Source organism: Streptomyces sp. SAI-127 (genome assembly GCF_029894425.1).
GTDB lineage: Bacteria > Actinomycetota > Actinomycetes > Streptomycetales > Streptomycetaceae > Streptomyces.
Genome location: NZ_JARXYJ010000001.1, coordinates 5,028,724 through 5,054,267, shown reverse-complemented (window position 1 = coordinate 5,054,267; position 25,544 = coordinate 5,028,724). Strand labels below are relative to the sequence as shown.

The 25,544-nt window shown below is 70.6% G+C and carries 21 protein-coding genes and 5 pseudogenes; 14 read left to right on the top strand and 12 right to left on the bottom strand.

Going from position 1 to position 25,544, the window contains the following annotated elements; translation table 11 throughout:
• Nucleotides 1-63: 63 nt before the first annotated feature.
• The 4 genes from M2157_RS23130 to M2157_RS23115 all read left to right on the top strand — a co-directional run bounded on the left by M2157_RS23130 (nucleotide 64) and on the right by M2157_RS23115 (nucleotide 5,115).
• Entirely contained in the window at nucleotides 64-2,268 is a 2,205-nt protein-coding gene (locus tag M2157_RS23130; RefSeq protein WP_280866105.1) for an MMPL family transporter, read from the top strand.
• Nucleotides 2,269-2,365: 97 nt separating this feature from the next.
• A complete protein-coding gene (locus tag M2157_RS23125) occupies nucleotides 2,366-3,595 on the top strand; it encodes a sensor histidine kinase (RefSeq protein WP_280866104.1) in 1,230 nt (409 codons plus the stop codon).
• Between the two features lie 75 nt (nucleotides 3,596-3,670).
• Nucleotides 3,671-4,465, top strand: coding sequence for an inositol monophosphatase family protein (locus M2157_RS23120; RefSeq protein ID WP_280866103.1), 795 nt, complete (start codon nucleotides 3,671-3,673; stop codon nucleotides 4,463-4,465).
• A gap of 119 nt (nucleotides 4,466-4,584) precedes the next feature.
• A complete protein-coding gene (locus tag M2157_RS23115; RefSeq protein WP_280863552.1) occupies nucleotides 4,585-5,115 on the top strand; it encodes a TerD family protein in 531 nt (176 codons plus the stop codon).
• 36 nt (nucleotides 5,116-5,151) lie between these two features.
• On the opposite strand, the gene M2157_RS23110 is transcribed toward M2157_RS23115, so the two are convergent.
• Complete coding sequence (locus M2157_RS23110; RefSeq protein WP_280866102.1) at nucleotides 5,152-6,480, bottom strand: hypothetical protein; 1,329 nt, start codon at nucleotides 6,478-6,480, stop codon at nucleotides 5,152-5,154.
• A 233-nt stretch (nucleotides 6,481-6,713) separates the two neighbouring features.
• On the opposite strand from M2157_RS23110, the gene M2157_RS23105 reads away from it, so the two are divergent.
• From M2157_RS23105 to M2157_RS23095, 3 genes are all read left to right on the top strand, one after another.
• On the top strand, nucleotides 6,714-6,935 hold the full coding sequence (locus tag M2157_RS23105; RefSeq protein WP_037706913.1) for a hypothetical protein: 222 nt from the start codon (nucleotides 6,714-6,716) through the stop codon (nucleotides 6,933-6,935).
• 376 nt (nucleotides 6,936-7,311) lie between these two features.
• The gene (locus M2157_RS23100; protein WP_280863551.1) at nucleotides 7,312-8,547 is read left to right on the top strand and encodes an acyltransferase; all 1,236 of its coding nucleotides are present in this window, start codon (nucleotides 7,312-7,314) and stop codon (nucleotides 8,545-8,547) included.
• Nucleotides 8,548-8,570: 23 nt separating this feature from the next.
• Nucleotides 8,571-8,795, top strand: a complete 225-nt coding sequence (locus M2157_RS23095) for a hypothetical protein (protein WP_280866101.1) — start codon at nucleotides 8,571-8,573, stop codon at nucleotides 8,793-8,795.
• Nucleotides 8,796-8,816: 21 nt separating this feature from the next.
• On the opposite strand, the gene M2157_RS23090 is transcribed toward M2157_RS23095, so the two are convergent.
• On the bottom strand, nucleotides 8,817-9,506 hold the full coding sequence (locus tag M2157_RS23090; protein WP_280863550.1) for a DUF4232 domain-containing protein: 690 nt from the start codon (nucleotides 9,504-9,506) through the stop codon (nucleotides 8,817-8,819).
• 193 nt (nucleotides 9,507-9,699) lie between these two features.
• Here M2157_RS23090 and M2157_RS23085 point away from each other — a divergent pair, with 193 nt between their 5' ends.
• Together M2157_RS23085 and M2157_RS23080 are read left to right on the top strand one after the other, a co-directional pair.
• The gene (locus M2157_RS23085; protein WP_280863549.1) at nucleotides 9,700-9,870 is read left to right on the top strand and encodes a hypothetical protein; all 171 of its coding nucleotides are present in this window, start codon (nucleotides 9,700-9,702) and stop codon (nucleotides 9,868-9,870) included.
• A pseudogene (locus M2157_RS23080) lies at nucleotides 9,867-10,244 on the top strand (nuclear transport factor 2 family protein); the annotation flags it as partial. The gene M2157_RS23085 and the pseudogene M2157_RS23080, both read left to right, overlap by 4 nt.
• A gap of 20 nt (nucleotides 10,245-10,264) precedes the next feature.
• Here the strand turns inward: M2157_RS23080 and M2157_RS23075 are convergent.
• The 7 genes and pseudogenes from M2157_RS23075 to M2157_RS23045 form a co-directional block, all read right to left on the bottom strand.
• On the bottom strand, nucleotides 10,265-11,314 hold the full coding sequence (locus tag M2157_RS23075) for a DUF3533 domain-containing protein (protein WP_280863547.1): 1,050 nt from the start codon (nucleotides 11,312-11,314) through the stop codon (nucleotides 10,265-10,267).
• 117 nt (nucleotides 11,315-11,431) lie between these two features.
• Nucleotides 11,432-13,867 carry a SpoIIE family protein phosphatase gene (locus tag M2157_RS23070; protein WP_280866100.1) on the bottom strand — a complete coding sequence of 812 codons (2,436 nt, stop codon included), beginning with the start codon at nucleotides 13,865-13,867 and terminating at the stop codon, nucleotides 11,432-11,434.
• A 193-nt stretch (nucleotides 13,868-14,060) separates the two neighbouring features.
• Nucleotides 14,061-14,363 (bottom strand): SCO5918 family protein, encoded by a 303-nt coding sequence (locus tag M2157_RS23065; RefSeq protein ID WP_069759392.1) that lies wholly within the window; start codon nucleotides 14,361-14,363, stop codon nucleotides 14,061-14,063.
• 124 nt (nucleotides 14,364-14,487) lie between these two features.
• Nucleotides 14,488-15,921, bottom strand: coding sequence for a DEAD/DEAH box helicase (locus M2157_RS23060; protein WP_280863546.1), 1,434 nt, complete (start codon nucleotides 15,919-15,921; stop codon nucleotides 14,488-14,490).
• Nucleotides 15,922-16,105: 184 nt separating this feature from the next.
• A complete protein-coding gene (locus M2157_RS23055) occupies nucleotides 16,106-16,309 on the bottom strand; it encodes a cold-shock protein (RefSeq protein ID WP_007383480.1) in 204 nt (67 codons plus the stop codon).
• 249 nt (nucleotides 16,310-16,558) lie between these two features.
• Entirely contained in the window at nucleotides 16,559-16,879 is a 321-nt protein-coding gene (locus M2157_RS23050; RefSeq protein WP_280863545.1) for a MerR family transcriptional regulator, read from the bottom strand.
• Nucleotides 16,880-17,171: 292 nt separating this feature from the next.
• A pseudogene (locus M2157_RS23045) lies at nucleotides 17,172-17,375 on the bottom strand (NAD(P)H-dependent oxidoreductase); the annotation flags it as partial.
• Between the two features lie 94 nt (nucleotides 17,376-17,469).
• Here M2157_RS23045 and M2157_RS23040 point away from each other — a divergent pair.
• The 4 genes and pseudogenes from M2157_RS23040 to M2157_RS23020 form a co-directional block, all read left to right on the top strand.
• A pseudogene (locus tag M2157_RS23040) lies at nucleotides 17,470-17,817 on the top strand (transposase); the annotation flags it as partial.
• Between the two features lie 148 nt (nucleotides 17,818-17,965).
• Nucleotides 17,966-18,183 (top strand): annotated as a pseudogene (locus M2157_RS23035) (transcriptional regulator); the annotation flags it as partial.
• A 239-nt stretch (nucleotides 18,184-18,422) separates the two neighbouring features.
• A pseudogene (locus tag M2157_RS23025) lies at nucleotides 18,423-19,782 on the top strand (phosphatase PAP2 family protein).
• 242 nt (nucleotides 19,783-20,024) lie between these two features.
• On the top strand, nucleotides 20,025-21,305 hold the full coding sequence (locus tag M2157_RS23020) for a beta-propeller fold lactonase family protein (RefSeq protein WP_280863543.1): 1,281 nt from the start codon (nucleotides 20,025-20,027) through the stop codon (nucleotides 21,303-21,305).
• A 34-nt stretch (nucleotides 21,306-21,339) separates the two neighbouring features.
• Here M2157_RS23020 and M2157_RS23015 read toward each other — a convergent pair whose 3' ends face one another.
• The 3 genes from M2157_RS23015 to M2157_RS23005 form a co-directional block, all read right to left on the bottom strand.
• Complete coding sequence (locus tag M2157_RS23015) at nucleotides 21,340-21,690, bottom strand: MerR family transcriptional regulator (protein WP_280863542.1); 351 nt, start codon at nucleotides 21,688-21,690, stop codon at nucleotides 21,340-21,342.
• Between the two features lie 467 nt (nucleotides 21,691-22,157).
• Nucleotides 22,158-23,621: a DEAD/DEAH box helicase gene (locus M2157_RS23010; RefSeq protein ID WP_280863541.1), complete on the bottom strand. Its 1,464-nt coding sequence runs from the start codon at nucleotides 23,619-23,621 to the stop codon at nucleotides 22,158-22,160.
• 175 nt (nucleotides 23,622-23,796) lie between these two features.
• Complete coding sequence (locus tag M2157_RS23005; RefSeq protein WP_020113641.1) at nucleotides 23,797-24,000, bottom strand: cold-shock protein; 204 nt, start codon at nucleotides 23,998-24,000, stop codon at nucleotides 23,797-23,799.
• Nucleotides 24,001-24,465: 465 nt separating this feature from the next.
• Here M2157_RS23005 and M2157_RS23000 point away from each other — a divergent pair, with 465 nt between their 5' ends.
• A complete protein-coding gene (locus tag M2157_RS23000) occupies nucleotides 24,466-25,527 on the top strand; it encodes a right-handed parallel beta-helix repeat-containing protein (RefSeq protein WP_280863540.1) in 1,062 nt (353 codons plus the stop codon).
• Nucleotides 25,528-25,544 lie beyond the last annotated feature (17 nt).

The following is a 25,544-nucleotide window of genomic DNA, read 5'->3' as shown; positions in this document are numbered from 1 at the left end:
TGGCGGGTCTCGTCCGACCAGTCTGGGTGGACCGTCCGGCACCAGATGTGGAGATCCCCCGCCGTGGCTACTTTCCTCTATCGCGTGGGCCGCCTGGCCTTCCGACGACGCTGGTACGTCGCCCTGGTCTGGGCGGCCGTCCTGGCAGCCGTCGGGCTGGGAGCCCTGAAGGCGCCCGGCGCCGCCGACGAGGGGTTCTCGATGCCGGGCATCGAGTCCCAGAAGGCGTTCGACCTGATGGAACAGCGCTTCCCGGGGGCCACGGCCGACGGCGCGACCGCGAGGGTCGTCTTCGTCGCGCCGAACGGCCAGAAGGTCACCGCCGCCGACCACAGGAAGGCCGTCGAGGACACCGTCGCCGGCCTGGCCGACGGCTCGCAGGTCGCGAGCGCCGTGAACCCGTTCCAGGCGAAGGCGGTGAGCAAGGACGGTACGACGGCGTACGCGACCGTCACCTACAAGGTCGCCGCCGACGACCTCACCGACGCCAGCAAGGAGCAACTGGAGCACGCCCTCGAGGAGGCCCGGGACACCGGGCTGACCGTCGACGCGGGCGGCAGCGCCATGGCCGACGGCGGCGGCGCGGGCGGTACGGCCGAGCTGATCGGTGTCGCGATCGCCGCGGTCGTCCTCCTCGTCACCTTCGGCTCACTGGCCGCGGCCGGACTGCCGCTGCTGACCGCGCTCATCGGCGTCGGCGTCAGCATGGCCACGATCCTCGCCCTCTCCGACGCCCTCGGCCTGTCCACCACCACCGGCACCCTCGCGATGATGCTGGGGCTCGCCGTCGGCATCGACTACGCCCTGTTCGTCGTCTCCCGGTACCGGGAGGAACGCGCCAGGGGCAGGGCACCCCAGGAGGCGACGGCCCTCGCGGTCGGTACGGCCGGTTCCGCGGTCGTCTTCGCGGGACTCACCGTCGTCATCGCCCTCGCCGGGCTCGCGGTGGTCGGCATCCCGATGCTCACCAAGATGGGCCTGGCGGCGGCGGGCGCGGTCGTCGTCGCCGTACTGATCGCGCTGACCCTGGTCCCGGCGTTCCTCGGCTTCTGGCCGAACGCGGTGCTGCGCCGCAAGGACCGCGGGCCGGGCCGTATCGAAGAAGAGGCCAAGGACAACGGCGGTACCCGCTGGGCCCGGTTCGTCCTGCGCCGCCCGCTGCCCGTCCTGATCCTCGGCGTGGTCGGCCTCGGCGCCCTCGCCCTGCCGATGACCTCCCTCCAACTGGGCATGCCCGGCGACGAGGCCAAGCCGGCCTCCACCACCGAGCGCCGGGCCTACGACGCGCTCGCCGAGGGATTCGGGCCGGGCTTCAACGGTCCGCTGACCGTCGTGGTCGACGCGAAGGGCGACGACGACGCGCAGGCGGCCGCGGCGGCGATCTCGAAGGACATCGGTGCGACGAAGGGGATCGTGTCCGTCTCCCCGGCCCGCTTCAACGAGGCCGGCGACACCGCCGTCTTCTCGGTCGTGCCGTCCACCGCGCCGACCGACGAGAGGACCAAGGACCTCGTCACGACCATCCGCGGCGAGCGCCCCGGTATCGAGTCCGAGACCGGCGCGACCTACGAGGTGACCGGCACGACCGCGCTGAACATCGACATCTCCGAGAAGGTGCAGAGCGCGCTGGTGCCGTACCTGATCGTCGTGGTGGGCCTCGCGATCGTGCTGCTGCTGGTGGTCTTCCGCTCCCTGCTCGTCCCGCTGAAGGCGGCCCTCGGCTTCCTGCTCTCCGTCCTGGCCTCCCTCGGCGCGGTCGTCGTGGTCTTCCAGGAGGGGCACGGCGCCGGACTGCTGGGCGTGGAGACCACCGGCCCGATCATGAGCCTGATGCCGATCTTCCTGGTGGGCATCGTCTTCGGCCTCGCCATGGACTACGAGGTGTTCCTCCTCTCGCGGATGCGTGAGGCGTACGTCCACGGCGAGACGTCCCACCAGGCCGTCACCTCGGGATTCCGGCACAGCGCCCGGGTGGTCGTGGCCGCCGCGCTGATCATGATCGCGGTCTTCGCCGGGTTCATCGGCGAGAGCGACTCCATGATCAAGATGATCGGCTTCGGCCTCGCCACCGCCGTCCTGCTGGACGCCTTCGTGGTCCGGATGGCCATCGTGCCGGCCGTGCTCGCCCTGCTCGGCGACAAGGCCTGGTGGCTGCCGAAGTGGCTGGACCGGATCCTGCCCCGGGTGGACGTGGAGGGCGAGGCGCTCACCAGGGGCGCCGCCGACCCCGAGCCCGTCCCCGCCGACCAGGAGGCCGCACGCGTCTGACCTCCACCCCCCACCAGGGGCCGCTCGTGTCGTCGTACGACGCGGGCGGCCCCGTTCCCTCACCATGGGTCCCTGAGCCCACCCACCGGAGAACCCGATGACGACCAGCCCGGAGCGGCGCTACACGGACCGCCTGGAGGAGTTCGCGGACCGCCGTCCCTTCCTCGTCGACCTGGCGCTGATCGCGGCACTGATGGGCTCCGCGACCCTCGGGGCCTCGCTCACCCTGCCCAACGCCGACACACCGGGCGACGACAGGGCCGCCGTCGTCCTCCTGGGCATCTCCTGCCTCGCCCTGTTCCTGCACCGCAGCCACCCCCGCGTCACCGTCGTGGTGAACGCGGTCTGCGCCACCATCGTGATCGCACAGGGCTATCTGCTCACCCCGCTCCTCCTCGCCCCGGTCATGACGTCCCTGTACTGGCTGGCCACCCGCGCCGAACGGGAGACGGTCCGCTCCTACGGCATCGCCACCATGGCGGCGCTGACGATCGCGGCGGCCGTGTCCGACTCCATGGACCACCTGTCGCTGCTGCTCCGCACGATCGGCCCGTTCTTCTGGCTGCTGCTGCCGCTGGCGGCCGGCACCATGACCCGGCTGCGGCGGGCCTATCTCGAGGCCACCCAGGCCCGAGCCGAGCACGCCGAACGCACCCGGGAGGAGGAGGCGCGGCTCCGGGTCACCGAGGAACGCATGCGGATCGCCCGGGAGTTGCACGACGTCGTCGCCCACCACCTGGCCCTCGCCAACGCCCAGGCCGGTACCGCCGAGCACCTCGCGCTGGTCAACCCGCCGCAGACCAAGCAGATCCTCCACGACCTCACCGGCACGACCTCGTCCGCGCTGCGTGAGCTGAAGGCCACGCTGGGCCTGCTGCGGCAGACCGACGACGAGGGCTCCGCACCGCCGGAACCGGCCCCCGGCCTCGCCCGGCTGCCCGAACTGGTCTCCTCGTGCGCCTCCGCGGGCATCACCGTCACCGTGGCCACGGAGGGGGAGCCGCAGCCCCTGTCGCCGGGCGTGGACCTGACGGCCTTCCGGATCGTGCAGGAGGCGCTCACCAACGTCACCAAGCACGCGGCCACCCAGACCGCGCACGTCCGCTTCGTCTACTCCGGCACCCGCCTCCTCATCACGGTCACCGACGAGGGCCCGCCCGCCGCGGCCGCCCCCGAGCCCGTGAAGGGCTTCGGCGTCATGGGCATGCGCGAACGCGCCCACTCCATCGGCGGCGAACTCCGGGCGGGGCCGCGGCCCGAGGGCGGCTTCGAGGTGAGTACGGCGCTGCCGTTGCGCCCTTCGGTGAGCGGGGAGGAGACGGCGTGAGGTTGGGGCAGGATCCATCCGGGGTTCAGCGGGAGGTCGCCGGTCGCCGGGCCCCGTGCCCGTAGTGTGGAAGACATGGCTGACGTGGATCTCGACCGGGCGATGGAGGTCGCGACGGAACTCGCGGCTCGGGCGTCGGAGACCATCCAGCGCCCGCGTGACCCCGGGGCCGAGGTGCGGGAGAAGGACGGACCCGCGGACATCGTGACCGCCACCGACGAGGCGGTGGAGACGTACACCCGCGAGGTGCTCGGGCGGGCCTTCCCCGACCACGGGATCGTCGGCGAGGAGTACGGCACGACGGAGGGCTCCGCCGGTGCCCCGCACTGGGTGATCGACCCGGTCGACGGCACCACCAACTACGCCCACGGACTGGGCTGGTGCTCCTTCTCGCTGGGTCTGGCCGCCGCCGACGGCACCCCGCTGCTCGGCGTGGTGGCGGACCCGTGGCGCGGCGAGACGTTCACCGCGGTCCGGGGCAGGGGGGCGTATCTGAACGGCACCCGGGTCCACGCGGCCGCCCACACCACCCTCACCGGCCATGTCTTCCTCACCGAGTGGGCGGCGCACGCCCATTGGCCCGGCATGGACGCCCTGCTCGCCGAACTCGCCGACCGGCACTGCACGGTTCGCGTGATGGGCTCCACGGCCCTCTCCCTGGCGCAGGTCGCGGCAGGCCGGGCGACCGCGGCCGCGATCGGTTCCTTCCACGCCGTCGACGGTCTCCCCGCGCTGCTGATCGCCCAGGAGGCGGGAGCGGTGGCACTGCCCGAACTGCCCTCCCACAACCAGCCGTTGCTGCTCGTGGCGCCCGGCGCCGCCGAGGAGACGACCGACCTCTGGCGCAGGTCGGGGGCGGCGGCCGGCTGACCGCTACTGGTCGAGATCTGACCAGGAGATAACCGTCAGTGAGGTATCAAGAGGCTGCTCGGAGCACATACTTCAGCAAGCGGGAGGGTCCCGGCGGAACTCTGACGGGGAGCGGCTTGATGCGTGCCGACGGTGTGGGTCTTGGCAAGGTCCAGGTGCGGCTCAAGTGGGACCCGAGCGCCTACGGGGAACCGGCCCGGCACCTCGACATCGTCGCCGCGACCTACGCGGTGGGTGACCCGTACGGGCGGCCGGAGTACGTCGTGCACACCGAGAGCCGCTCGCCGGACGGCACCATCACCATGATCCGGCACAGCGAGACCGGCCTCGGCCTCGGAGTCGTCGAGGTGATGGAGCTGGAGTTCGAGCGCCTGTCGTCGGCCTACGGGCGGGTGGTGGTCGGCGTCGCCATCCACCAGACCGGCGGCCCCCGCACCTTCGGCGACCTCTCCCACGCCGGGGTGCTCGTCGTCGAGGGCTACCGCCAACTGCTGGCCGACGACTTCGCGGGCGTCGCGGACGCCACGGCCGCGACCATCGCGGAGTTCACCAGGGACGCGTCCGGGGCATGGCGCCTCAAGGAGCTGATCCGGGGGTTCGACAGCAACCCGGCGGGATTCATGGGGGAGATGGGCAGCGTACGGGGATGAGGGGGGCCGGCCGCGCTCCCGCCCCCCTCGCCGCCGTCAGGCGGACGGGTTGACGACCACCTTCGCCGAGTTGTTCCTGGTGTTCGGGTCGAAGGCGAAGGACGCACTGCCGTCGTAGGGACGGACGACGACCCGGCCCCTGGCGTCGGGGACGACCTGGTCGACGCGCAGCCGGAACGGGAAGTCGACCTTCAGGTCTGGCTTGGTCCAGGTCGGCAGGGTACACACGTAATGGGGGACGGCCGGGTCGTCGGCGGAGGCCTGGGCGGTCCGGCAGGTGCCGGGCACGGACGTGGCGGTGGTGCCCGGCGGGAGGTAGTAGTCGATCGCCGGGACCGGGTCTCCCGAGGCGACGTCGGCGACCCAGGCCGGGCCGCGGTTGACGAAGCGGAAACCGGCGTCGACGGTGTCGCCCTGCGCGCCGCTCACCTCGGTGCCGTGCACGGCGAAGTCGGCGGTGTTGTCGGCGTCGATGTGCCAGGCGCGGCCGTTGTCCGAGGTGTCGAGGTCGGTGACGTCACCGGCGGGCTCGACCTCGTAGTCGAACCGCTCGTACAGCGCGTGCTCGGTGACGGCGAGCCGCAGCGGCTCGGGCAGCTCCACGGTGGCGCCGGGCGCGACATCGGTGTCGAAGGAGCAGGTCACGTACGTCATGGCCGGGTACTGGGCGTCGGTGTCGTCCGGGCCGGTGTAGGTGCACTGCGGGTAGCGGGTGGTGACGTCGAGGCCGTACGTCGCCCACAGCTTCACACTGAAGCCGTGCGCGGTCTCGTTGCCGGTGTTGGTGACGGAGAACGGCACGGTGAGGTCGGTGCCGGGGGCGACGCCGGTGACGTCCTGCGGGGCGCTGACGCCGAGGTCGGGACCGGAGCCGACAGTGACGAAGGTCTCAGCGGAGTACTCCGGGGCGGTCAGAGTGCCGTCGGGGCCGCCGGTGGCCGTGGCGGAGTACTCGATCGCGCCCTGCGCGCCCACGGCGGCGCCGGCCACGGCCCGCACCTTCAGCTGCACCTGCGGGCTGTAGCGGATCGGCACGCCGCCGGTGTCGCACACGGCGACGGTACCGGCGTCGTCCGGCACGCAGTTGTCGGGCCAGGCGATCTCGGCGACCCCGGCGAGCCCGGAGGCATCGACGGTCAGCCGCCCGTCGGTCACGGTGAAGTCGCTGTTGTAGTGCTGAAGCCCGAGCGCCATCGACCGGTACTGCGCCGCACCGCCGTCACCAGGCGCGACGACGACCGTCTGCTCGTACGGCGCCTGGATCTCCAGCCCGTCGCTCTGCGCCGCGTCATCGGCGTACGCGACTCCACTCCCGAGCCCGGCGACGACCAGCGCCCCCACGACCCCGGCACGGACAAAAATCATGACATACCCCACATGGGACAAAAGGACCCCGGCGCGGTGATCCGGTGCCGGGCGCGAGGGTTGGACGACACGGCTGGAGCGAAAGTTGTAGGCGGGGAGGGGTTCTTACCGACTTCTTGACCGGCTGGAGCGGGGGGTTGCGACGCGTTCAGCGGTCCGTAGCCCGTCCGTGTTCGAATCGGGACCTGGCCAGACGGAGCGGGCGGGGCCGCCGTAGGCGCATACTGAGGAGGATGACAAAGCCTGCTGCACCGAAGCGTCATTTGCCCACCAGTCCCTTCAAAGCCCCGGTCGCCCCCGCGCCCAAGCACTTCGCCGTCGGCGACCAGGTCACCCACGACATGTACGGTCTCGGCCGGGTTATCGGCGTCGAGGACGGAATCGCCGTGCTCGTGGATTTCGGTTCATCGCAGATGCGGATCCTGAGTCCGTACTCCAAGATGACCAAGCTGTAGGAGAAAGGACCCTCTCTCATCGATCTGACCTCGCTGTTCTCCGCTCCGGAAGGGCAGCCCCAGCGCACCCCCGTGGCTCTGCCGCCTCCCACCACGAACCCGTTCCAGGCCCCGGACTTCGGGGAGGACGAGGACGAGGACTTCCCGCGACCCGAGGCGGCCTAGCTCGTTCGGACGCGCTTCTGGGTCGGGCCGCCTCCCTGGCCCGCGCCGTACGCGTCGGCCAGGGGGCTCGGGCTTTAATGATCGAGCCATCTTGTCATGTGCACGTCATCAATTCTCACAGTCCACGCCCAGAGAGGCATGCGAGCGTGATTTCCGGTTAGGCGCACCGGGATTACTCGATTCAGCGGGCAGGTGAGAAGAGATCTCTTTCATGGCGAAGGCACCGGACTCGACGGCCGTGGCGGAAGAGGAGCAGGAAGGAGCGGATACGGCGGTCGGCGTCCGCAGACCCCCAGCCCCGGTCGCACCCCGTGCGAGCCGGGGTTTTCCGTCCGCGGTCTCCCGCACCGGCCGGGTGAGCGGTCTGGATGGACTGCGCACCCTCGCGGTCGCGCTGGTCATCGTCCACCACGTGGAGCCCGACATGCTGCCGGGCGGCGCGGTGGCCGTGGATGTCTTCTTCACCATCAGCGGTTTCGTCATCACCCGCCTCCTGCTCGCCGAGTACGTCCGCCGCGGCGGCATCTCCCTCATGTCCTTCTACCGGCGCCGCTGGCTGCGGCTCGTCCCCGCGCTGCTGGCCCTGTGCGCGGTCTGCGCGCTGCTGGCGGCGACGACCTCCCTGTGGGGCTTCGACGGCTCGCTCCAGGCCGCGGGCCTGTCGGCCGTCTTCCTCACCAACGTCGTACGGGCCATGGAGTCCGGCCCCTACTCCGACCTCACCAGCCCGCTCGCGCACACCTGGTCGCTGGGCGTGGAGGAGCAGTTCTACCTGCTGTGGCCGCTCGCTCTGCTCTTTGTCCTACGACGGTTCCGGGCCCGTACGGTCCTCCTGTGCACGGCGGCCCTGTGCGTGCTGCCGCTGCTGTGGCGCTGCGTCCTGTGGAACCCGGAAGCCGCCCACCGCATCTACAACGGCACCGACACCCGCGCCGACCAGCTGCTGGCCGGCGCCCTGGTCGCCGTGGCCCTGGCCCGCCTGCGGTCCGACGACCGCCGCCTGGCCCTCCTGCGCACCTGGTCCGGCCGCCTCGCGTGGCCGGCGCTCGCCCTGCTGGGACTGATCGCCTGGCAGGTACCGGTGACGGAGGACCTCGGTGCCTGGACGGCCGCGTGGTACACGGTCGGCTTCCTCGCGGTGGCGGCCCTGTCCGCCACCCTGGTCACGGCGCTCGAACTACGCCCCGAGGCCCGCATGTCCCGCCTGCTGGCCCTGACCCCGCTGGCCTGGGTGGGCCGCAACCTGAGCTACGGCATCTATCTCTGGCACTATCCGGTCGTACGGCTCCTGGCCTCCCTCGGCGTGAAGGAGGGACGGCTGACGGCGACGGTGGTGCTGACGCTGCTGATGGCGCTGCTGTCGTACTACGCCATCGAGAAGCCGTTCCTGCGGAGGGCGCGGGTGGGGAGGGCGCCGGCACCCGCGCCGGCACTGGCGGTGACGTAGGGCCCGCTTCCTACACTCGCGGGATGAACAACCACACATGCACCCACTGCGGCACCGTCGGTCTGATGGACGGTTTCATCGAGGACGCCGGCGAGCACTCGCGCGGGTACGCGCGTTGGATCGAGGGCGCGTTGGAGCGGGGACTCTTCGGGGGCGCCAAGCGGATGGGGCGCCCCCGACGGCAGATAGTGGCGTTCCGCTGCCCCAAGTGCGGACACCTCGAACTGTTCGCCACGGACGAGGTGTAGCCGGTCTCCTCGTGAGTTGCTTCAGCTGAAGGGAACGGCGTCCGCGGGATCGGTGTGCCAGTTGGTGACGACCGGCTCGTCGACGGTGATGGTGCCGACCGGCAGGGACACCGGGTCGGGGTCGTCGTCACCGACGGCGACGATGATGCTGTCCAGCTCCTTGCCGCCGTCCGTGCCGGTGGTCTTCGGATTCACCCCGGCGTAGGCGGCGGTGCTCCCGCTCAGCTTGATCTGCTCACCGACGGACTGTTCCGCGGGACCCGCCTGCGTACCGTCGGATCCGAACGCCACGGTCGGCAGCGCGGCGGGCAGGTAACAGGTGATCCCCGGCTTCGCCTTCGCGATGACCAGGATGTACCCACCGGCCTGGCTCTCGGACCTGGTGCTCCAGGAGATGTCGTTGGCCCCACAGCCCTGCTCGACGGGCTCGCGCTTGCCGCCCCCGGTGTCGACGCCTGAGCCGGCTCCGTCCTCGGAGCCCTTGCCGGTGCCGGTGCTCGTGCCGTTGTTCGTCGCTTCGGAGCCCTGGCCGCCGCCCCCGGTGGACGAGCCGGACGGAGTGGCCGCGGTGGCGACCGGGCTGCTGGACGAAGGGCCCTGCGAGGAGCCGGCGTCGGCGGCCGCGTCCGCGTTCTGGCACGCCGTCATCAACATGGCTCCACCTATGAGAGCGGCGGACACGAGGAAGGCCTTGCGACGGTTGCCGGACATGAAATCCCCCTGGAAATCGGTTGGTTGAGGCCGAATCGGTTCCGGCCTCTCGGTGCTGCTCGATCACTATGAGGGGACCGCGAGCCGAAGGGATCCCGGAGCCATCGTTTGAGGACAGCGTTGTCACAGGCTGGTGACATGATCACGAGTCCGTCGGCCGTGCGGAAGCCGAGCGAGGTGTACGTTTCATCGGGTGATCGGCATGGGCGTGTTCTTCGTCGGCATGATCGGCATGCTCGTCGGCAGCAAAGGGCAACGGGGGTGGGACCTGTGGAGCCGTCGCCAGAAGATCATCTGCACGGTGTCGTTCGTCCTCGTGATCGCGGGCCTGGCCCTGGCCGACGCGAGCGAGGGCCACGCTTGACCCACAGTGCAAGAGACGATGTGGACCAGGCGATCGCGGGTGAACTGCAGCTCATGGATCCACGTGTCCGCGCCTCGCGTGAACTCGCCGGACAGCTTCTCGACCCGCAGTTCGTGGAGGTGGGTGCGTCCGGGCGACGCTTGACGTACGAGACCATGCTCGCCGAACTCCCCGACCATCCGGGCAGTTCACCGAGCGGTCCCCGCTACGAGCCCTCGGACATGTCGGGAGTGCTGCTGGCCCCGGGCCTGGTCCATCTGACGTTCGAGACCGTCCTCGGCGAGCGCAGGACCAGGCACAGTTCGGTCTGGCGCAAGGAAGACGGAGCCGCGGGGTGGCGGATGTACTACCACCAGGCGACCCGCGTACCCGCCGACGTGGAACAGGGCTCCACTCAGACAGCCGCCGACGCCCCCGTCCCCGAGTCGGCCCCCCGGCCTTCCCGCCACCAGGACGCCCCCCACGCCAGCACCGCTCCCCCCACCGCGTACGCCCCCAGCACCCACAGCGCCGAACTCGTCGCATGCCCGGAGAAGTACACCGTGTTGCGGACCAGCGTCGTCCCCGCCCCCGGCGGCAGTGCCTGGCCGATCGCGCTCCAGAAGTCGGGGAGCAGGGGGGCCGGATAGACGCCGCCCGAGCTCGGGTTGCCGAGGACCACGAACAACAGGACGACGACTCCCGTGCCCAGCAGGCCCAGCAGGGTCTGCAACCCCAGCGCCGTCGCCGCCGAGGCCATCACCGTGAGGGCTCCGATCGCGCTCAGTGCCCAGAAGTGGCCGCCCAGCGCGTCGAACACCGGCCCCACGATCACCGCTCCGGCCACGCCCGACACCACCGCGTACGGGATCAGGACCGCGAGGCGGATCAGGGTGCGGGGGCGGTTCGCCGGGCGGGAGCCGGACGCCATGCCCATGATCGTCGCGGTGAGGTAGCCGCCGATCACCCAGCCCAGGACCAGGTAGAAGGACGTCATGCCGCGGCCGTCACCGGAGTTGGGGGGACGGATGTCCGTCACCGTGATCCGGCGTTTCTCCGACGCCTCGATCCTCTGGGCGATCTGGGCCGCCGTCTGGGAGACCGACGGGCCGCCCGCCGAGGCGACGAGCAGAGTGTCGTCGGTGCCCGTCGCGTTGAAGAGGAAGGCTGCGTCCGTACGGCGGGTCAGGACCCACTCGCGGGCAACAGCCGTACTGGAAGCGGCCGTCGCCTTCACCGGGTCGCCGTCCAGGGCGTTCAGCTGGGCGACGATCTTCGCGGACGCCTGTTGGGGGGCCACCACGGCCACCGGGATCCGTTGGGGCGTGGGGGAGTGGAAGGCGCCTACGTACGAGACGACGAAGGCCAGTTGGACCAGCAGGCCGCCGAGTACGAGGCCGAAGGCCCTGAGCGTCACAGCGTCCTTGAACTCCGCCGCGAAACCAGAGGACTTGGGGGCGGGCACCGTGGGGGGTCTGCCTGAGGAAGGGCTGGAAGGTGCGTTCACGGGCGCATGGTCGCACAGGCGGGTGAATTCACCGTTCCGTTTGCCGTCCCGCGCACATAGGGCAACCCGGGCAACCTAATCGCCCGGTAACCCCAGCTCCGCCCAGATCGTCTTCCCCGTGGCCGTCTGCCGGCTCCCCCACCGCTCCGCCATCTGCGCGACCAGCAGCAGCCCCCGCCCACCCTCGTCGAACACCCTCGCCCGCCGCAGATGCGGAGCCGTACTGCTGCCGTCGGACACCTCGCAGATCAGCGCCGAGTCCCGGATCAGCCGTAGGACGACCGGGTCGTCGCCGTAGCGGACGGCGTTGGTGACCAGCTCGCTGACGATCAGTTCCGTCGCGAAGGCCGCGTCGTCCAGCCCCCACGCCGTCACCTGCTCGCTCGCCGACTTCCGTGCCCGCGCCACCGCCGCCGGGTCGCGCGGGAGCTGCCAGGTGCGGACCTTCGAGCTGTCCAGGGCCGACGTGCGGGCCAGCATCAGGACGATGTCGTCGGCGGGGCGGGCCGGCAGGACCGTCCGCAGGACCTGGTCGCAGGTCTCCTCCAGAGGGCCCGCCTTGTCGGCGAGCGCCCCGCGCAGCAGGTCCAGGCCGTCCTCGATGTCGCGGTCGGCCGCCTCGACCAGGCCGTCGGTGTAGAGGGCGAGCAGGCTGCCCTCCGCCAGTTCCACCTCGACGGACTCGAACGGCAGACCGCCCAGGCCGAGCGGGGGGCCGGTCGGGAGGTTCAGGAAGCGGACCTCGCCGTCGGGGGTGACCACGGCCGGTGGCGGGTGGCCGGCGCGGGCCATCGTGCAGCGGCGGGAAACCGGGTCGTAGACCGCGTACAGGCAGGTGGCCCCCACCTCGCCCGGCGTCGCGGCCTCCGCCCGCCCGCCGGTCTGCGGCCCTTCCTCCCGGTCGAGCCTGACGACCAGGTCGTCGAGCTGGGTGAGGAGTTCGTCGGGGGCGAGGTCCACGTCCGCGAGTGTCCGTACGGCCGTGCGCAGGCGGCCCATCGTCGCCGAGGCGTGGATGCCGTGGCCCACCACGTCGCCCACGACCAGGGCGACCCGGGCGCCGGACAACGGGATGACGTCGAACCAGTCCCCGCCGACGTCCGCGCCGGAGCCCGCCGGGAGATAGCGGTACGCCACCTGCATGGCGGCCAGGTCCGGCGGGCGGTCGGGGAGGAGGCTGCGCTGGAGGGTGAGCGCGGTGCGGCGTTCGTGGGTGTAGCGGCGGGCGTTGTCCACGCTCACCGCGGCCCGCGCGACGATCTCCTCCGCGAGCAGCAGGTCGTCCTCGCTGAAGGACTCCGCCGTACGGTGCCGCAGGAAGTGCACCAGGCCCAGGGTGACCCCGCGGGCGCGCAGCGGCACCATCATCACCGAGTGGATCATGTGCCTGGCCACGGCCTCGGCACGGCCCCGGGAGGACTCGATCCACCTCTGCATCCCGGGGTCCCCGGCCGCCGTCAGGGTGCCGCGGCCGGCGACCAGGGCCCGCATCGGGGGTGTGTCCACCGGGTAGAACGTCGTCGCGCCGGTCGGGACCACCGACTCGGGGCAGCCGTCGAGGACCGACCGCTGGGACGTACGGCGCAGGGTGACCGGCTGGTTCGGCGGAACGGGTTCCGGTTCCTCGCCGAGCGCCACCGACTCCAGCAGGTCCACGGTGACGAAGTCCGCGAAGCCCGTCACCGCCACCTCGGCCAGCTCGTCGGCGGTCCGGGTCACGTCCAGGGTGCTGCCGATGCGGAGGCTGGCGTCGTTGAGGATGGCGAGGCGACGGCGGGCCCAGTACTGCTCCGTGGTGTCGAAGACGGCCGCGGACACCCCCCGCACCGCCCCGCTCTCGTCCTTCAGCGGCGAGAGGAACATCGACCAGGCGTGGTTGCGGACCTCGCCGGGCGACTGTCCGAAGTTCTCGTGGAAGACCGGCTCACCGGTGCGCAGCACCTGCCGCTGGAGGCGGTCGTACTCGTCGAAGGGCGGGTTCGGCTCTATCTCCGACAGGGTCAGACCGCGCATCTCGGCCACGCTGCGGCCCATCACCTGGGTCATGACCTCGTTGGCCGACACCAGCCGGGCCTCACGGTCGTAGACCGCCACCGGCACGGGCAGTTGCGCGAGCGTGAGGTCCCACAGGGCCTCCGCGTCCGGTTCGACGGGCCCGGCCACATGCTCCGGGGCGGCGGCGGTCACCAGCCACGGCCGTGCGCCGTCGCCGTCCGCGAGCGGTGTCCCCATCAGCCGTACGACGACACGGCCGCCGTACCGGTGCCGCAGCGCCACCTCGGTGGCCCAGCGCCGGCCCACGGCCACATGGCGCCGCGCGGACTCGGGCAGGTCGGCCGCGAGGAGTCCGGCCGCAGGACGTCCTACGACCTCCCCGGCCTCGTATCCGAGCAGCTGCCGCGCCCCGGCGCTCCACACGGTGACCGTGCCGCCCGCGTCGACGACGACCGCCAGGTCGTCGGGTACGCGTCCCTCCACGGTGCCTCCGGGTGTGCTGTCCCTGCGGTCCATTCCCCCAGCGTCCCGCCGCGCAGCTTCCCGCTCAAGCGATGACAGGAGGCACGCGAGGACAGGAGGCACACGGCGGCTCTGCCGTGCGGAGCCGCAGTCTTGCACGGGGTGGCGGGGCTGCGAAACGGAACGGAGTGATCTCGGCACGCGGAGTGCGCTGGTCCAGGCCTGATCGGCCGTGGTGATCGGCGGGTCAGCCCAGCGGGGTGTCGGCCCAGGGGAGGGACGCCGACGGGTCGTTGAAGGCCTCCGGGCGGGGCGGCTGCACCTCGTGGCAGGTGAAGCCGAGCCGGGTCAGGGCCCTGCTCACCTCGTTGGCGGTGAAGTCGCGGCGGTCCTGACGGGTGATCACCTGTCCGACCTGCTTGACCGGATAGACGTGGCGGCCGACGGTCACACACGTGCCGGTGGCGGGTTCGGGCTGAACGCCCTCCATCGACCTCTCGACCTCGCTCATGGTCAGGTCGAAGGGAAAACGTGCGATGACGATGCGCATGGTGCCTCCACGGGGAGCGGTCGGGACGTGACGGTGAGAACGGCCAGGGTGCGGCCCTGTTCGTCTCCTTCTCGACGGGGACGCCGGTGGCGCGGCCACCGGACCCCGTCCGTGGGTCGTACGGCTATCGGCTGGTGGGGGTGGAGCGGCGGCGGCCCCGTCCGGGCCTGCCGCTCCGGCTCCGCGCCGCGGCCCCGGAGCGCTTGGGCTGCTCGGCGGCGGCCGGGACGGGGAGGGTGACGGGCACGCCGGAGGGGGTGCGGGCGCCGGTGATGCGGTTCAGCTCGGCCTCGCCCGGACGGACCCGCGTGATCTGTGCGGAGACGCCGGCGTCGGACATCAGACGGTCCACCGCGCGCCGCTGGTGCGGCAGGACCAGGGTGACGACGGTGCCGGACTCGCCGGCGCGTGCCGTACGGCCGCCGCGGTGCAGGTAGTCCTTGTGGTCGCCGGGCGGGTCGAAGTTGACGACGAGGTCGACGTCGTCGACGTGGATCCCGCGGGCCGCGACGTTGGTGGCCACCAGAACCGTCACCTGGCCGTCCTTGAACTGGCCGAGGGTGCGGGTGCGCTGCGGCTGGGACTTGCCGCCGTGCAGCGCCGAGGCCCGCACACCCACCGACAGCAGGTGCTTGGCCAGCCGCTCCGCCGCGTGCTTGGTGTCCAGGAACATGATCACGCGGCCGTCGCGGGCGGCGATCTCGGTGGCGGTGGCGTGCTTGTCGTCGTCGCGGACGTGCAGGAGATGGTGCTCCATGGTGGTCACGGTGCCCGAGGAGGGATCGACCGAGTGGACCACCGGGTCGTGCAGATAGCGGCGCACCAGCAGGTCGATGTTGCGGTCGAGCGTGGCCGAGAACAGCATCCGCTGGCCGTCGGGACGGACCTGGTCGAGCAGGTAGGTGACCTGAGGCATGAAGCCCATGTCGGTCATCTGGTCGGCCTCGTCCAGGACGGTCATCGTCACCTGGCTCAGGCTGCAGTCGCCGCGCTCGATGAGGTCCTTGAGCCGGCCGGGGGTCGCCACGAGGAGCTCGGCGCCGGCCCGCAGCGCGGACGCCTGACGGCCGATCGACATGCCCCCGACGACGGTCGCCGCGCGCAGGCGCAGCGCCCGCGCGTAGGGGGTGAGCGCGTCGGTGACCTGCTGGGCCAGTTCACGGGTCGGTACGAGGACCAGGGCGAGCGGATGCCGGGGCTCGGCACGCCGGCCGTCCAGGCGGGCCAGCAGCGGCAGACCGAAGGCGAGCGTCTTGCCGGAACCGGTGCGGCCACGGCCCAGGACGTCACGGCCGGCCAGGGAGTTCGGCAGGGTCGCCGCCTGGATCGGGAAGGGCGTGGTCACGCCCTCGGCGCGGAGCGCGGCCTGCAGATGCTCGGGCAGGTCGAGGTCGGCGAACGCCTCCACCGCGGGCAGCGCCTCGGTGACGGTGGTGGGGAGGGTGAACTCGCCGCCGGGTGCGGTGGCCGGACGCGAGCGCTGGTGGCTCGCGCCGCGGGAGGAGCGGAAACGGGACGTGCTGTTCCCGTTGTTCCCGGTGCGACGGGTGCGGTTCATGGGAGGGGAACCTTCCTCGATGCGTGCGGCACGTGTCGAGGAATTCCTCCGGGGCGCGGCGAAACCGCACGAGAATTCGCAAGAAAGAGCCGAGGAGAAACGAAGAAATCAGATTCTTCGGGACAATGGGACAGGGCCCGCACCCCAAGAGTGCGGGCCCCAGCCGTGAAGATACGCGTCAGCGTCAGGCGGGAACGATGTTCTCGGCCTGCGGGCCCTTCTGGCCCTGCGTGACGTCGAAGGTAACCTTCTGGCCTTCCTGAAGCTCGCGGAAGCCGGAGGTGGCGATGTTCGAGTAGTGCGCGAACACGTCGGCGCCGCCGCCGTCCTGCTCGATGAAGCCGAAGCCCTTTTCCGCGTTGAACCACTTCACGGTGCCAGATGCCATATTGAATCTCCCTAGGGGGCAGTGCCGGGACCCGCACTGTACGGACCCCGAGTCGCCGCGATGGACTCCCCTCCGGAAGACCGGAAAGACGCCGGGGAACTTCATAGAAATTCTCCGGAAACCAAAACTGCAACTTTTATCACGGTAACACACCGTAGGTGGGCGGATCTACGTCGCCCCGAATTCTGGTGGCGATCGGGCTGAAAAATTGGCTGCGCCCTGCCCATGATTCTGTTGCGGCCGTGACAGTTATTCGTTCGGTCGCCGACCCGTCTCCTCGTTCAGGCGGAGGGCTTCGGCGAGCCGGTCCTCCAGGGTGATGATGCGGCAGGCGGCCTCGACGGGGGTGCCCTGGTCGACGAGTTCACGGGCCCGGGCGGCGATACGCAACTGGCCCTTGGAGTACCGGCGGTGACCGCCCTCCGAGCGCAGCGGCGTGATCAGCTTCGCCTCACCGACGGCCCGGAGGAAGGCGGGGGTGATGCCGAGGAGGTCGGCGGCCCGCCCCATCGTGTAGGCGGGGTAGTCGTCGTCGTCGAGATTGCCGGCGGGAGAGGTCTCGGCGGGCATGGCACCTTCGTTTCGGGGGCGCGTCCAGGGGCTCCGGCGGGCTCGGCACCGATGCGGTCCCCAGGTGGTCACAACCCTAACGGCGGCGTGCACGCATATGTGACGCCGTCGCGGCAGACTTTTGCGACCTGCTGAAGATTCGGGAAGCGGCCGCGACACGTGGGGTGATCCGCAACGCATCTTCCGCGGGGGTGCTCGCGGGTGCCTCCCTGTGTCCTCCTTGTCCTCGGTGTCCCCATGCCCGCCGGGAGGCACGCACCAGGGGATGCGGTGGCGGGCCGGTCCGTGCTTCCGGCCGCGGGTAGTAGTCCCCGGCGTACTTCGGCGAGACCGCGGGCAGTGACAACGGAACGTCGATCCCGGTCAGATCGACGACCCCCACCTCGAAACCACCGTGCGCCGCGGCCTGTTCGGCCACCCATGAGGCCACGACCGGCCCAGACCGTCCCTCCCGGACGCTTCCGACGATAACCACCAGCTTGTGCTCGTTTTCCATGCCCGCCACGATCGGACCCCGCAGTGTTCACGCCCGGGTCTGTGGTCCGGTCAAGGGGCGGGCACACGACCGTGTGTGCCACTGCACCCACGCCGGCTGGGCCTTCCATCAGCTGGGGCAGTTCATCGCGTACAAGGCCCGCCGCGCGGGGGTGCCGGTGGTGTACGTCGATCCGGCGTACACCTCCCGCACCTGCGCCGAATGCGGCCACATCGACAAGGCGAACCGCATCTCCCAGGCCTGGTTCGCCTGCCGGAGCTGCGGATTCGTTGATCACGCAGACAGCAACAGCTCCCGCAACATCCGCGCCAGAGCGTGGGAGTTGTGGCGACGCGGGGCCCAGTCAACGGCCCCTGCCCCGCCCCGGACACCTCGGGGCGGGACTGGACGCAAACCCAGCATCACCGCCAGTGATGCCCGTTGTGCAAGCCCGGCGCTTTAGCGCTGGGTAGTTGACGCCGGCCCCCGCAGGGCCACCCTGCGCTCTCCGCGGGGGGTGGGGCAGCACCTATGCTCGGGCCACGGGGACGCCTCTGGGGGATTTCATCCGTGCCAAGCGGGACAGCACCCGGCTGGCGGATCTGGGCCTGCCCGACCTCACCCGGCGCCTTGACCAGCACGTCCGCAGCGCGGGGACCCGCGGCTCCACCACCCCTCCGGACGCGAGCTCCGGCTGGTCCGCGAGACGCTCGAACTCTCCGCGGACGCACAGCAGTTGGTCGTCCTCCTCCCCGCGGACGAGGTGACGGCCCAGACCGTCGACGACCTCCGCCGCCCGGCCCACGGCGGACTCCGGGCCATCTCCTGACGCGGACACCGCCCTGAGGACACGGATCTGATCCGACGTCCCGGGTGAGTGGGCGTCGCCCCTCCGAAACCGTCGCAACCCGGTGTTCGATTGTTGGCGTCATGCCATACCCTGCATCTTCGGTGAGCCGGGCTTCTCAGGGGGGACACAGGAACCCGGACCGCGATCCTTCCCTCTTCCTCAGTCGGGCGGGCGGTTTTCTGACGAGCATCTAGTGAAATTGGCCGAAATTGATACATATGCCACCGCAGATTGATTCGCGGGCGAGACTCTGGGCCGTGGCGGCTGTCGTGGCCCTCGGGTTCTTCGTCGCGCTGGAGTTCACCGCGCGTCACTACGGTCTGCCGGGACCGCTCACCACTCAGGCGCGAGAGCTGATATGCCCGCCCAAATCAGGCCCGATGCTGTACGCCGGCCTGGCCCTGATGATGGTGGTGCTCACCTGGCGGCAACGGTTCGTCGTCACGGGTGCCGCGGTCGGCATCGACCTCGCCTTCGCGGTGGCCCGCTGGATCTTCGACGTCAAGGTGACCCACGGCCACCCCTTCGGCAACGGCGCGCTGTGGGTGCTCCTGGGCTGCGCGGTCTTCGCCGTCACCCGCCGCACCGGCCCGGAAACGTGTCCTGCTGCTGAAGGGCGTCGGGCTGGGCCTGCTGCTGGTGGCCGGCCGCAAGACCGGTGACACCTGGCTCCTCATCACCGCGAAGAGCCGGCCGTACGTGCTGGATCCGTATCTGGCGAACGCCGACCACGCCCTGGGCAACCCGTCGTGGATCATGGGCCGGATCGTCACGGCCACCGGAGCGATCGGCTTCAACTTCCTCGACACCATCTACGGCCAGCTCGCGGTGGCCGCGGTGGTCGTCGCGCTGTACCAACTGCGCAACGTGGCGGCGGAGCGCCGCTTCCCGCGCCACCACCTGGTGCGCACCTTCCTGCTGATCGGCCTGCTCGGACCGGCCATCTACATGATCTTCCCGGTGGTCGGCCCGGTCTTCGCCTACGGCACCGGCACCGACCACTGGGCGTCGATAGCCCTGTGGTCGCCGCAGATAGTGAGCGACGGGCACTGGGCGGTGGCGAACCTGTGGCCGCAGACACCGCCGCCGATATCCGCCCCCCACTCCATACCGTTCGACGAGATCACCCCCCGCAACTGCATGCCCAGCCTGCACACGGCCTGGGCCACCGCGATCTTCCTCCATTCCCGCAGGGGCCCACGCCTGCTGCGCTACGCGGGCACCTTCTGGCTGATCGCCACCCTCTGCGCCACGCTGGGCTTCGGCTACCACTACGGCGTGGACCTCGTCGCCGGCGTGGTGTTCACCCTCACCATCGAGGCGGGAGTGCGCTCGTTCGACCGCGGCTGGGACCGGTCCGGGCTCCGGCTGACCGCCTACGGCGCGACGGTCTTCGTCGCGCTCCTGGTGTCGTATCGCTTCCTGCCGGTGCGCATGGCCGAGTACCCCTGGCTGGCCGGACCGCTCATCCTGCTGGCGATGGCCTCGGTGATCTACGGCTATGTCAGGACCGTCGTCCGGTGGGAACCGGTGACCGTGCCGGTGCGACAGCCTCAGCCGCAGCCCGAACTCCTGTGAACCGCCGCGTACGCCCGGATCAGCCGCCCACCCGCTCGATCCACTCGCTGCTGCCCAGCGGACAGTCGCCCCCCTGCGGTCGCCGCCGTTGTCCAGGTAGTCGTTCCAGACGAGCGGACCCGCCGGGATCTCTTACGAGAGTCTGACGCGGACCGCGTTCCGTACGGGCACACCGTTCCCGCTGGCCACTCTGGTGTCGTTCGCAGCCGCGGACGACACCGCACGGACACCGAGGAACGGACATGGGCATGGACTCCGGCAGGCACGGCGACATGGACAACGGCCACATCGAGCACCGCCGCACGAGCCGGTCCTCCGGCACACGCAGGGGGCACCGGGCGCAGTCCAGGACACGGCGCATCGTGATCGGCGGTGGTGCCCTCGCGCTCGCCGGGGCGGCCACCGTGGCCGTGTCCCTGGCCTCGGCCAGTCAGTACTCCGGGAAGGCCGCCGGGGGCGATCACGCCGTCTTCGTCCAGGGCAACGAGCTGGACGGCAACACCATCCACGTGTTCAAGCGGGGTGACGACGGCAAGCTCGAACGCGCGGCGGACTACGCCACCGGCGGCAAGGGCGGCGACCAGGTCGACGCTCCCACCGACTCGCTCGCCTCCCAGGGCTCACTCGTCTACGACGACCGCTCGGGGATGCTGCTGGCGGTCAACGCCGGCAGCGGCACGGTGACCTCGTTCCGGGTCGAGGGACAGCGGCTCGGGGAGCGGAAGGTCGTGAGCTCCGGTGGGCGGTTCCCGTCGAGCATCGCGGTGCACGGCAGGATCGCGTACGTCATGAACGCGGGCGGCGCGGGCAGCGTCCAGGGCTTCAGGATCACCGGCGGCGGACTTCAGCCGCTTCCCGGCTCCCACCGCTCCCTGGGTCTGAACAACAAGGACATACCGCGCTTCGACACCTCTCCGGGCGAGGTCGAGTTCACCCCCGACGGACGGAACCTGGTGGTCACGACCAAGGGCAGCAACACCGTCGAGGTGTTTCCCATGAAGCGGAACGGGCTCCCGGCCGTCGCCGCACCGGTGGTCAACAAGTCGGCCGGTGGCGTCCCGTTCGCGATCAGCTTCGACCGCAGCGGGAAGCGGATGCTGGTCGCCGAGGCCGAGAAGTCCACGGTCACCACCTACCAGGTCCGGCGGGACGGCAGGCTGAAGGTCCTTCAGCGACCGCTGGCCAGTGGTCAGGAGGTGCTGTGCTGGCTGGAGCGGGCGGGCGACTTCTTCTACGGCGGCAACACCGGCAACTCCACCGTCACCGGCTACCGCATGGACGGACACGGCAAGCTCTCCCTGACCGACAAGGTGGGCATCGCCACCCCGCCGTCCAGCAGGTCGCAAGGGGTGATCGACCTCGCCGTCACCGAGGACGAGAGGTTCGTCTACGTCCAGAACGCCACTTCCGGCACCGTCGACGGCTTCCGCGTCGAGACCGACGGCGCCCTCACCAAGGTGACGACGGCCACGGGCCTGCCCGCCTTCGGTGAGTCGGGGATGGAAGGGATCGCCGCGGTCTGAACCGCGGTGCGCCGTGGGCCGTACCGCCGTGTGGTCAGCCCGAACCGGGCCCGGAGCTGTCGGCCGACGCGTTCGCGGCGCGGCGGTACTCGGCGTTGATGCGCTGAGCTTCCTCGAGCTGGTCCTCGAGGATGACGATGCGGCACGCGGCCTCGATCGGGGTTCCCTTGTCGACCAGCTCGCGGGCGCGGGCGGCGATCCGCAGCTGGTAGCGGGAATACCGGCGATGTCCGCCCTCCGAGCGCAGCGGAGTGATCAGACGAGCCTCGCCGATGGCTCGGAGGAAACCCGGCGTGGTGCCGAGCATCTCGGCGGCCCGGCCCATGGTGTACGCGGGGTAGTCGTCGTCGTCCAGGCGGTCGCCCAGGGGGATATCTGCTGCCATGTCACCTCGTTGTACAACGCGTCGAGGGGCCCTGGTGCCGTACGGCACCAGGGCCCCGAAGGGAATTCAACACCATCTGTCGGCCCTCATGCTGCGCCGACCTTCGGTTTCCGCTACCCGGCCCGATGACGGGAGGGGTGCGGGGATCGCGGCTGCGTGACCGGGGACCACCATCCAATCCGGGGTCTTGCGGTACCCGGACCGAGAGCAATCGGGCCGGGCGATCCTGATGGCGTCTGCTCCTCCGTCCTTGCTCCGAACCCCGCCAGTTCGTGTCTGGCGGGTCTCGCTTGACCGTGTCTACGAGAAAAACAGTAACCGCGCCAGCGGCCAATGTCTACTCTGGCAAGAGGAGATTTTGGCGTTCGAGTGACGCAGACATCCTGAGGGCCGCGTGGCGATACGACAGTGGGGCCCTGCCGACGTGTGTCGGCAGGGCCCCACTGGGAGGTGAGAGGGAGATCGCCCTAGGCGGCGGAGCCGAAGCCGGTCCGTCGCGGGGCACTGCGGCGCGCCGCTTCGCCCGCGGGGCGGCCCTGGCCGGCCTGGCCCCGGCGGCCCCTGCGGCCCCGGGAAGAGGACGAGGAGGACGCGCCGCGGGGGCGTTCCGCCTGCGGCGCGGTGATGACGACCGGGACACCGGACGGCGCCTGGGCACCGGTGATGCGGCTCAACTCCGCCTCGCCCGAACGCACCTGGGCGATCTGCGGCGTGATGCCCGCCGAAGCCATCAGACGGGTCATGTCGCGGCGCTGGTTCGGGGTGACCAGGGTGACGACGCTGCCGGACTCACCGGCGCGGGCCGTACGGCCGCCGCGGTGCAGGTAGTCCTTGTGGTCGGTCGGCGGATCGACGTTGACGACCAGGTCGAGATTGTCGACGTGGATGCCCCGCGCCGCGACGTTGGTCGCCACCAGCACGTTGACGTGCCCGGACTTGAACTGCGTCAGCGTGCGGGTGCGCTGCGGCTGCGACTTGCCGCCGTGCAGGGCCGCTGCGCGGACGCCGCTGCTGAGCAGGTGCTTGGTCAGCCGGTCCACCGCGTGCTTGGTGTCGAGGAACATGATCACGCGGCCGTCTCGTGCCGCGATCTCGGTGGTCGTGCGGTGCTTGTCCGCGTCGTGCACATGCAGGACGTGGTGCTCCATCGTCGTGACCGCGCCCGCGGAGGGGTCGACCGAGTGGACGACGGGGTCGTGCAGGTAGCTGCGCACCAGCCGGTCGACGTTGCGGTCCAGGGTGGCGGAGAAGAGCATGCGCTGCCCGCCGGGGCGCACCTGGTCGAGCAGCGCGGTGACCTGGGGCATGAAGCCCATGTCGGCCATCTGGTCGGCCTCGTCGAGGACCGTGATGTCCACCGCGTCCAGCCGGCAGTCGCCCCGGTCGATGAGGTCCTTGAGGCGCCCGGGCGTCGCGACGACCATCTCGGCCCCGGCGCGCAGCGCGCCGGCCTGCCTGCCGATGGACATCCCGCCGACGACCGTGGCGAGGCGCAGGCTCACGGAGCGGGCGTAGGGCGTGAGCGCGTCGGTGACCTGCTGGGCGAGCTCGCGGGTGGGGACGAGAACGAGGGCGAGCGGCTGGCGCGGCTCGGCACGGCGTCCCGCCGTACGGGCCAGTGCGGCGAGGCCGAAGGCGAGGGTCTTGCCCGAGCCGGTGCGGCCGCGGCCGAGGACGTCACGGCCGGCCAGGGAGTTCGGCAGGGTCGCCGCCTGGATCGGGAACGGTACGGTCACGCCTTCCTGGGCCAGCGTGGCCAGCAGCCGTGCGGGCATGGCCAGATCGGCGAACGCCTCGACGGGGGGCAGCCCGGGCGTGATCGTCCTGGGCGGCGCGAACTCGCCCGACACGGCCTGTCGATTGCCGTGGGGCTTGGAACGGCGCGGACCGGAGGAGCGGCCACGGGTGGGATTTGTACGTGTGCGATTCATGCGAAACCTTCCTTGATACGGCGCGTATCAAGGAATTCCCGCAGCGGATGAGCAGCGCAGAGAATCGCGAGAACGAGCCGAAGGCGATGTGTGATGCGCCCTGAAATGCCGCGAGCTGGGGCCCGCACCGCAAGGTGCGGGCCCCAGCTGCGAATGATGTGCGGCGTTGCCGGTGTCAGGCGGTAACGATGTTCTCGGCCGTCGGGCCCTTCTGGCCCTGAGCGATGTCGAAGGACACCTTCTGGCCTTCCTGCAGCTCGCGGAAGCCCTGGGCGGCGATGTTCGAGTAGTGGGCGAAGACGTCGGGGCCGCCGCCGTCCTGCTCGATGAAGCCGAAGCCCTTTTCCGCGTTGAACCACTTCACGGTGCCAGTAGCCATGTCATTTCTCCTTCGGGAGGCGGTTTCGGAAATTCACCCTGTGTGAACCTCCGTGTCGCCGTGCTGATTAACCCGTCGGAAATGAACCTTCTGGCAACCACACCTGCAACTGAGATCGACAGTAGCACGCGGCGATCGGACCTGCGGGTTCGTCAATTCTGCATCCCACCCCGGTCCTGGGAATACTCGCCGGGCCCCGGGTCTATTTCTCACACCACGGGCACAGATATTGCTCTGCGTACACGGGCGTTCCTGCCGTGCGTTGGTGTCCACAGCCCCGTGACCTCCGACAACGGGAGATGTCCGGCGTCACCGGCGGCAGCGGGCGGTGCGCCCGGCACGATGAAAGTCACATCTTGTGCGGAGGACCTGGAAGCTGTGGCGCACGCCGGGTCACCTCGGTGACACGCCGTCGGATGGCCCATCCGGCACATTCACGACCTTTCAGGACATAACGTGCCGAATATGATGAGATTTCATATCTCCCGCCTGGCATGCGCCGCGGCGATCATCGGGGCCGTGTTCGGGGCCGCCCCGCCCGTCGCCGCCGACCAGATGACCCACGTGGTCTTTCCCGGACAGTCGATCCAGCGAGCGGTGGACGCCGCCGAGCCGGGAGACACCGTTCTCCTGGCCCCCGGCACCTATCGCGAGAGCGTCATGGTGAGCACCCCCGGGGTCACCCTGACCGGCATGGGCCGCAGCACCGTCATCGAGCCGGACACGGAGAAGGCCACGGGCAAGTGTGCCGAGGCCGGCAACGGCATCTGCGTGATCGGGACGAAGGACCACGACGTCGAGGGCGTCACCATCGCCTCCCTCACCGTGACCGGCTTCACCGGGAGCGGCGTGTTCGCCATGGCGACCGACGGGCTGACCGTGCGGAACGTGACCGCGGTGAAGAACGGCGTGTGGGGGATCGCCCAGGAGCGTTCGGTCCACGGGGTGTTCCGGAAGAACACCGCCCGGGACAACGGTGACGCCGGCCTGTTCCTCGCGAACACGATCAAGGAGGAGGCGGGCGCCGCGGACACCGGGGGAACCGTGGTCGAACGCAACCGCCTGGAGGGCAACCGGATCGGCATCACCGTCCGGCGCCTGAGGAACCTCACCGTCGCGGGCAACCACCTCACCGGAAACTGCGCGGGCGTCTTCGTCGTGGGCGACGAGAACAAGCCGAGGGCCGGCGCGCTGACCGTGCGCGACAACATCATCGCGAGAAACAACAAGTCCTGCCCGAAGACGGCACGGCTGGACGCGCTGCAGGGCTCCGGCATCGTGCTGACCGGTGCCGAGGACACCCTGGTGACGGGCAACCGCGTCACCGGCAACGTCGGTGCCTCCCCGCTGTCGGGCGGCATCGTCCTGTTCAAGAGCTTCGTGGGCACCTCGAGCGAGCGGAACCGGATCGCCGACAACGTGCTCGAGGGCAACGCCCCGGCGGACCTCGTCAACACGGACACCGCCAAGAGCAACACCTTCGAAGGCAACACCTGCCGGGCGTCCAGCCCCGCGGGACTGTGCTGACCGGCCGTGGCCACTCA

Bases quoted from the DNA above. Each gene is read 5' to 3' on its own strand.
- M2157_RS23010 (WP_280863541.1), bottom strand. From the start codon at position 23,621: ATGAATCGCACACGTACAAATCCCACCCGTGGCCGCTCCTCCGGTCCG.
- M2157_RS23100 (WP_280863551.1), top strand. From the start codon at position 7,312: ATGGCGAAGGCACCGGACTCGACGGCCGTGGCGGAAGAGGAGCAGGAA.
- M2157_RS23015 (WP_280863542.1), bottom strand. From the start codon at position 21,690: ATGGCAGCAGATATCCCCCTGGGCGACCGCCTGGACGACGACGACTAC.
- M2157_RS23055 (WP_007383480.1), bottom strand. From the start codon at position 16,309: ATGGCATCTGGCACCGTGAAGTGGTTCAACGCGGAAAAGGGCTTCGGC.
- M2157_RS23020 (WP_280863543.1), top strand. From the start codon at position 20,025: ATGGGCATGGACTCCGGCAGGCACGGCGACATGGACAACGGCCACATC.
- M2157_RS23005 (WP_020113641.1), bottom strand. From the start codon at position 24,000: ATGGCTACTGGCACCGTGAAGTGGTTCAACGCGGAAAAGGGCTTCGGC.
- M2157_RS23115 (WP_280863552.1), top strand. From the start codon at position 4,585: ATGCGTGCCGACGGTGTGGGTCTTGGCAAGGTCCAGGTGCGGCTCAAG.
- M2157_RS23095 (WP_280866101.1), top strand. From the start codon at position 8,571: ATGAACAACCACACATGCACCCACTGCGGCACCGTCGGTCTGATGGAC.
- M2157_RS23105 (WP_037706913.1), top strand. From the start codon at position 6,714: ATGACAAAGCCTGCTGCACCGAAGCGTCATTTGCCCACCAGTCCCTTC.
- M2157_RS23110 (WP_280866102.1), bottom strand. From the start codon at position 6,480: ATGATTTTTGTCCGTGCCGGGGTCGTGGGGGCGCTGGTCGTCGCCGGG.
- M2157_RS23125 (WP_280866104.1), top strand. From the start codon at position 2,366: ATGACGACCAGCCCGGAGCGGCGCTACACGGACCGCCTGGAGGAGTTC.
- M2157_RS23050 (WP_280863545.1), bottom strand. From the start codon at position 16,879: ATGCCCGCCGAGACCTCTCCCGCCGGCAATCTCGACGACGACGACTAC.
- M2157_RS23090 (WP_280863550.1), bottom strand. From the start codon at position 9,506: ATGTCCGGCAACCGTCGCAAGGCCTTCCTCGTGTCCGCCGCTCTCATA.
- M2157_RS23120 (WP_280866103.1), top strand. From the start codon at position 3,671: ATGGCTGACGTGGATCTCGACCGGGCGATGGAGGTCGCGACGGAACTC.
- M2157_RS23060 (WP_280863546.1), bottom strand. From the start codon at position 15,921: ATGAACCGCACCCGTCGCACCGGGAACAACGGGAACAGCACGTCCCGT.
- M2157_RS23065 (WP_069759392.1), bottom strand. From the start codon at position 14,363: ATGCGCATCGTCATCGCACGTTTTCCCTTCGACCTGACCATGAGCGAG.
- M2157_RS23070 (WP_280866100.1), bottom strand. From the start codon at position 13,867: ATGGACCGCAGGGACAGCACACCCGGAGGCACCGTGGAGGGACGCGTA.
- M2157_RS23000 (WP_280863540.1), top strand. From the start codon at position 24,466: ATGATGAGATTTCATATCTCCCGCCTGGCATGCGCCGCGGCGATCATC.